Origin of the sequence: Streptomyces sp. F001, from assembly GCF_004187715.1 — a bacterium.
Classification (GTDB): Bacteria; Actinomycetota; Actinomycetes; order Streptomycetales; family Streptomycetaceae; genus Streptomyces; species Streptomyces flavusporus.
On sequence record NZ_QZWF01000102.1, the window covers coordinates 1 to 5,514 of the forward strand.

At 68.9% G+C, this 5,514-nt stretch carries 6 protein-coding genes; 4 read left to right on the plus strand and 2 right to left on the minus strand.

The window, feature by feature from the left end; all coding sequences use genetic code 11:
- Together StrepF001_RS44275 and StrepF001_RS44280 are read left to right on the plus strand one after the other, a co-directional pair.
- On the plus strand, window positions 1-407 hold a 407-nt coding region (locus StrepF001_RS44275), incomplete at its 5' end, for a sortase (protein ID WP_129803725.1).
- Between the two features lie 240 nt (window positions 408-647).
- Window positions 648-1,217 carry a class F sortase gene (locus StrepF001_RS44280; RefSeq protein ID WP_346657026.1) on the plus strand — a complete coding sequence of 190 codons (570 nt, stop codon included), beginning with the start codon at window positions 648-650 and terminating at the stop codon, window positions 1,215-1,217.
- A gap of 135 nt (window positions 1,218-1,352) precedes the next feature.
- Here StrepF001_RS44280 and StrepF001_RS44285 read toward each other — a convergent pair whose 3' ends face one another.
- Both StrepF001_RS44285 and StrepF001_RS44290 read right to left on the minus strand, forming a co-directional pair.
- Window positions 1,353-2,141, minus strand: a complete 789-nt coding sequence (locus tag StrepF001_RS44285) for a VOC family protein (RefSeq protein WP_129803727.1) — start codon at window positions 2,139-2,141, stop codon at window positions 1,353-1,355.
- 455 nt (window positions 2,142-2,596) lie between these two features.
- Window positions 2,597-3,340 carry an SOS response-associated peptidase gene (locus StrepF001_RS44290; protein WP_129803728.1) on the minus strand — a complete coding sequence of 248 codons (744 nt, stop codon included), beginning with the start codon at window positions 3,338-3,340 and terminating at the stop codon, window positions 2,597-2,599.
- A gap of 530 nt (window positions 3,341-3,870) precedes the next feature.
- Between StrepF001_RS44290 and StrepF001_RS44295 the strand changes: the two genes are divergently transcribed.
- Window positions 3,871-4,839: a hypothetical protein gene (locus StrepF001_RS44295; protein WP_240798002.1), complete on the plus strand. Its 969-nt coding sequence runs from the start codon at window positions 3,871-3,873 to the stop codon at window positions 4,837-4,839.
- A 343-nt stretch (window positions 4,840-5,182) separates the two neighbouring features.
- A complete protein-coding gene (locus StrepF001_RS44300) occupies window positions 5,183-5,458 on the plus strand; it encodes a hypothetical protein (protein WP_129803730.1) in 276 nt (91 codons plus the stop codon).
- Window positions 5,459-5,514 lie beyond the last annotated feature (56 nt).

Below are 5,514 nucleotides of genomic sequence, written 5' to 3' on the forward strand. Positions count from 1 at the left end.
ACTCAGAAGTCCATATCAATCCGTCGAATGCCTCCCCGGGTTCCACGGTCACGGTCAGTACAACGGCCTGCGACCCTGACGCGGACTACGGCAAGGGCTGGTCGGAGGTCGGAGGGCCGTTCCACCTCTTCGAAGGCGACCAGGAGGGGGAACTCACCGGCCAGTTCCAGATCCCGGAAGGAACCAGGCCGGGCAGCGACACAGTCACCCTCAAGTGCCCACCACTGACCAAGGTCACGGATACGTATCAGATCACCGGCCGCCCTCCGAGCGGCTCAGTCAGCGCCGGCTTCGGACCCGCCGAAGACACAGGCACGGAACTCGCCCTGGGCGGTGCACTGCTCGTCGGAGCCGCCGCCGGGGGTGTGGTCTGGATGTGCCGCCGCCCGAACGGCAGTCGAACCTGACCGCCCGACTCCGCCGACTGCGACCAGCTCCGTCCGCTCCGGCCTGAACCGGGCCCCCGACACGGCATCGATCCGGGGGCCGCGAGGCCCACACCCCTCCCTATCCACCCGCCGTGAAGCAAAGGCTCAACCGCGATGGAACCCGGGCGCCACACCAGCGCTTCCCGAGACCCGTTCATCCCTGCAGTGCGCCTTCTGGCTTGCGCAATGATGGCGGGAGCGGTGCTGCTGATCAGCGGGATGCACGACAAGGAGCCACCACAGCCATCGGCGGCCCAGGCCTTCTCCACCTCTGCAGACCCCACGCCCCCCACCACTGCCCCGGCTACCCGCACCGCTGTCCAGCCTCTGCCCCCCGCGGATCCGGTCCGGCTCCGGATCGCCGCCATTGGCGTGAACGTCCCGATGACACGACTGGGCCTCGATGCGGCAGGGGCGCTGCGGCCCCCACCACCTGGCAAACCCGGCCTCGCCGGCTGGTACGGCGATGGCACGGCTCCCGGCTCGGCAGGGACCGCCATCGCCACCGGGCATGTGGACACGCCCACCGGCGGCCCCGGTGTCTTCCACGACCTCGGCGCCCTGACCAAGGGCGCCACCATCGAGATCAGCCGGGCGGACCGGCGGACGGCGGTGTTCGCCGTCCGCGCCGTCGAGCTCTACGACAGGAAGGAATTCCCCAGCAAGAAGGTCTACGGCAGTTCCGGCCGGCCCGAACTCCGGTTGATCACCTGCGGCGGCGGCTACACCGAGCGCACCGGCTACCTGAGCAACGTCGTGGTCTACGCCACGCTGACCGCGGTGACGTAGCCGACCGAACAGGCGCCGCAAGCCCCGGCCAGAAGTCCCTGAAGCAACCAGTCAGCGGCCAGGACCGGCGCCAACTCATTTGCGCCGACGGCCCGTTGGGCCTGACACCTCGTAGGGTCAGTAGTGGAACGGCTGTCAGGTGATCTTGGGCATGTCCCCCTGCGTCGTCCTGAGGTCGATGACGGAGAAGGCCGCGCCCTGGGGGTCGGAGACGGCGGCGAAGCGGCCGAAGGGGCTGTCGTGCGGCCCGAAGTGGACCTGACCGCCGTGCTTGGTGACGGTGGCGATCGCGTCGTCGCAGTTGTCGACGGCGAAGTAGACGTTGACGTACGGCGGGACCTCGGCGGGCCAGTCGTCCGTCATCTTCATCCGGCCGAGCACGGTGTCGTCGCCGAGGTTGTAGAGCTTGAAGTCGATGGCCTCGTCCTCCATGGCCTTCACCCCGTAGCCGAAGACGGCCGGGAAGAAGGCGTCCGCCTTCTCCGCATCGCGGGTGGTGAGCTCGGCCCAGCAGAACGCACCGGGCTCCTCTTCCTTCTCGAAGCCCTCATGCGTGCCCGCCTGCCAGACGCCGAAAGCGGCGCCGCTCGCGTCCTTGGCCATCAGCATCTTGCCGAACTCGCCGACGGCCATCGGCTCCATCATGAGTTCGCCGCCGTTGTCGCGGATCCTGGCGGCTGTGGCGTCGACGTCCGTCGACGCGAAGTAGAGGCTCCAGGCCGGCGGGCCTTCCCAGCCGGGCATCTGGGGGGAGAGCGCGGCGACGTTCTTCCCGCCGGAGTACGCCTGGGTGTAGTTGCCGTACTCCTCCGACGCTTCGCCGAAGGTCCAGCCCAGCAGTTCGCCGTAGAAGCTCTTCGCGGCCTCCAGGTCGGGGAACATCGCGTCGGCCCAACAGGGCGCGCCCTCGGGTTTCACGGCCATGGCCTGACTGCCTCCTGCTCGAGTGAGTGTCTGGCTCGCCACGATATTCGTGGATCATGGTCCGCACCCAGGCAATAATTCGAACATATGGTCAATTTTTTCGGGTGGCGCGGATGCCGGTCGACGGCGCCGGGTCGCGGCGGCCGACCCGCTCGGCGACCTCCAGGATTCAGGACTCGTCGATGTGCAGGATCACGCGGCGGCACCCGGCCGGGCTGCCCGTACGGGGCAGCGAGCTCCCGCTCGAAATCGTCGAGAAACGCGCCGTGCTCCTTGATGAGGCGCTGCGCGGCGGCCATGCCGGCGGCGCGGGCACCGGTGGTGTCCTAGATGATCAGGCGTTCGACGTACCGGTTGAAGTCCAGGCCGCGGGCGGCCGCGGCCTGCTTGCCGACCGCGAGCACCTCGGGGCACTCCGGGGTTGTCCGTCGTTCTCCGCAGCCGAGCCGCGGCTGCTACGGGGCGATCGCGTCCAGGAGCTGAGGGCCGTTGTTACGGACGCTGTTGACCGCGGTGGAGACGGGCCGCGCATCCAGGTGGCCGCCCGCGGGCCGGCCGAGCAGAGCGCGCAGTTCGTCGGGGTCCTGGTGGCCGGCGTCGAGCCAGGCGTCGTAGTGGTCCTCGGTGAGCGCGAGCGGCATGCGGGGGTGAACGTGCCCAGCTGCGTCAGTGGCCTCGGTGGTGATGATGGTGCACGTGATCAGCCATGCGGCGGGGTCGTCGTCCCGCTTCACCTCCGGGTTGCGCCAGTACTCGTAGAGACCGGCGAGCGCCATGACCTGGTCGTCCTGGGGGTGGATGAAGTACGGCTGCTTGCGGGTTTTGCCCGTGCCCGGGTCCTTGGCCTGCTGCCACTCGTAGAAGCCGTCGGCCGGCAGCAGGCAGCGGCGCCGGAGAAACGCGCGGCGGAAGGCGGGCTTCTCGTGCACGGTCTCGACCCGCGCGTTGATCATCCGCGCACCGATCTTGACGTCCTTGGCCCACGACGGCACCAGGCCCCAGCGCAGCGGCCGCAACTCCCGTCCCCCTGAGGCGGCTTCGTCCTTGTCGCGCGGTGTGCGCTCAAGGACGGCCCACACATCGTTGGTCGGGGCAACGTTCCAATTCGGCGCGAGGGTCTCCTCGGCTCGCCAGTCGGTGACCTGGAAAAGCTGGACCAGGTCCTCCGGACTGCGGGTGGATACGTAGCGACCGCACATGCAGCCAGTCTGCCACCAGCATCCCTGTCTGCCACTGTGCCGGTTACCGTCTCGAGCAGACGAAGCCGGCCGCGAAAGAGCCGAGGCGGACGGCCCCCGACCAGGGCGTGGTGAGGGGGCCGCCCGGGCCCTGCCTATCCTGTCAGCGCAGGGCACTACGACGCTGGATCCCACTTGCCGGACCTCGCCCGCTCGGCGCGTCGTACGGGTGAGTGCCGGCAGTCCGCCCTGATCCGCACCGCTGATGGCGCTCTTTGAATTCCCCACCGGCGCTCAGGTCGTTCCCCAGACCTGCTCCTGCTTCCCACCCCCCGCGCTGATCCGGCTGAGCCCTGAGCGCGGTGCTGTCGGTCTGGTGTCGTACTGTTCGCCGAGCTTCGTCGTCCCCATCGGAGAACCGCATGTCCTCGCTTGCTCGGCTTGTCGCAAAGCTTGCCGCACCTTTGCCCGCCTCCCAGGCATTCGCCCCCTCCCTGATCGGACTGCCGGGACGTAGGGCACTCGTGCACCGATGCGACAGCGAGCTGGTCGTGCATGACGTGGACGGCTCGTTCGGCACGGCAGGCGAGGCCCCGATCCGGTTCCCCACCCCGTGGCCGCGGCGGTTCGGCACTTCCACGGTGGCGCCTGACGGGAGCCTTGCCGTCTTCGCCGGAGTGCACGCGCTGCGGGCCATCGACCGTACGGGAGCGGTCCGGTGGGAGGTCCGCCACGGTTGCTGGTACGGCGCCTGCAGAGAGATGCACCGCTCGTTCGAGGAGTACGCCGACGACCGCGACCACAGGTACCCGGACGGCGGCTCCGCCGGTTTCTCCGCCGACGGACGCCTGGTGTGGGCGCACGTACGCGGTCCCTTGCCCGGCAGCGAGCTGGACGCGGAGACAGTGGACGAGTGGCTGGTCCTCGACGCCGTCGAGGGACGGCTGCTCGCGCGGGCGAACGCCCGGTCAGCGGCCGCCGGCAGTGTGCACGTGCCCCATCCGGATCCGCGGCGGATGGGGCTGACCATCGGGGAGGGACAGGACGGATCGCCCCTGCGCTGGGGGCGCTGGGACGGCGAGACCCTGACCGTGGAGTACTTCGAGGACCAGGACCTGGTCCTGCTCGGCGTGAGCCCGTCGGGCGACCGGTTCCTGACCGTGAACCACGATCAGGACACCCTGGCGGTACATGACATCGAGGACGGCTCCGTTCTGGCTGAGTGGGACGCCGAGTCGGTCATCCCCCGACACGCCGACGCGGAGCCCGACAACGACGAGGTGTGGCCCTTCTGGGACTGGGCGGGGGGCTTCATCGACGAGGCCACCGTGATCACCGGAACCGTCGAGAGCGACGAAGAGTGGGGCGAAGGCCGGCACTGGCTGATCGGCACCTCCCCGACACGCTCGCCTGAGCCGGTCGCCTATCCCCTCCCGGTGTCCGGCACTCCCACCGGGCTCGGCGACGGGACCTGGTACACGGTCGCAGGTTCCGAAGTGCACGTGTGGACGTTGCGCTGACCGCCTTCCGCCCGAGATCAGACCCGGCCACTGTGTCATCTCCGCAACCAACTGGCGCGAAGAGCAGGGCCGGGAATCTCCAGCGTATGACTCAGACGCATCGGGCCCAGCAGACGCGCGGCTGTCACTTCTGCCCTTGGTGTGCCTCGAGACTGTTCGGACCGCGTGGCGACTGCCCGCGGGGCAGTGCAGAGATACGCGTCATGGGGAACAGCATCGCCTACGCTGCCCTTGAACTGGTTGCTCACTATGCTGACGAGGTGCTCGAGCTCGGCGCCCAGTTGCCAACTCCGCCGGGAAGGCGGGGTATCAGCGGTCCCAGTCACCCCCTACCATGCCCTGCATGCCCTATCTGCTGATCCGTCAGAGGTTCGCCGACTACAACCAATGGCGTGAGGCATTCGACTCCCTCACTGAGCAGCGCAGCGCCGTAGGTCTCGAGACCGTCGTCGTCACCCGAGACATGGGCGACCCCGCCGAGGCTGTCGTCCTGTTCCGCTTCGACGACATCGAACAGGTCAAGAAGCACTTCCCGTCGCCAGAGTTGGAGGACGCCTGGCGGCGTGGCGGTGTCATCGAGGGCAGCAGCCAAGCGACCTTCCTACTGGACGCCGAGTAGTCGGCCGGGGATCCGGGGTCAGCTTGAGCCGGTCTCGGGGGCGACCGGTGCTGGCG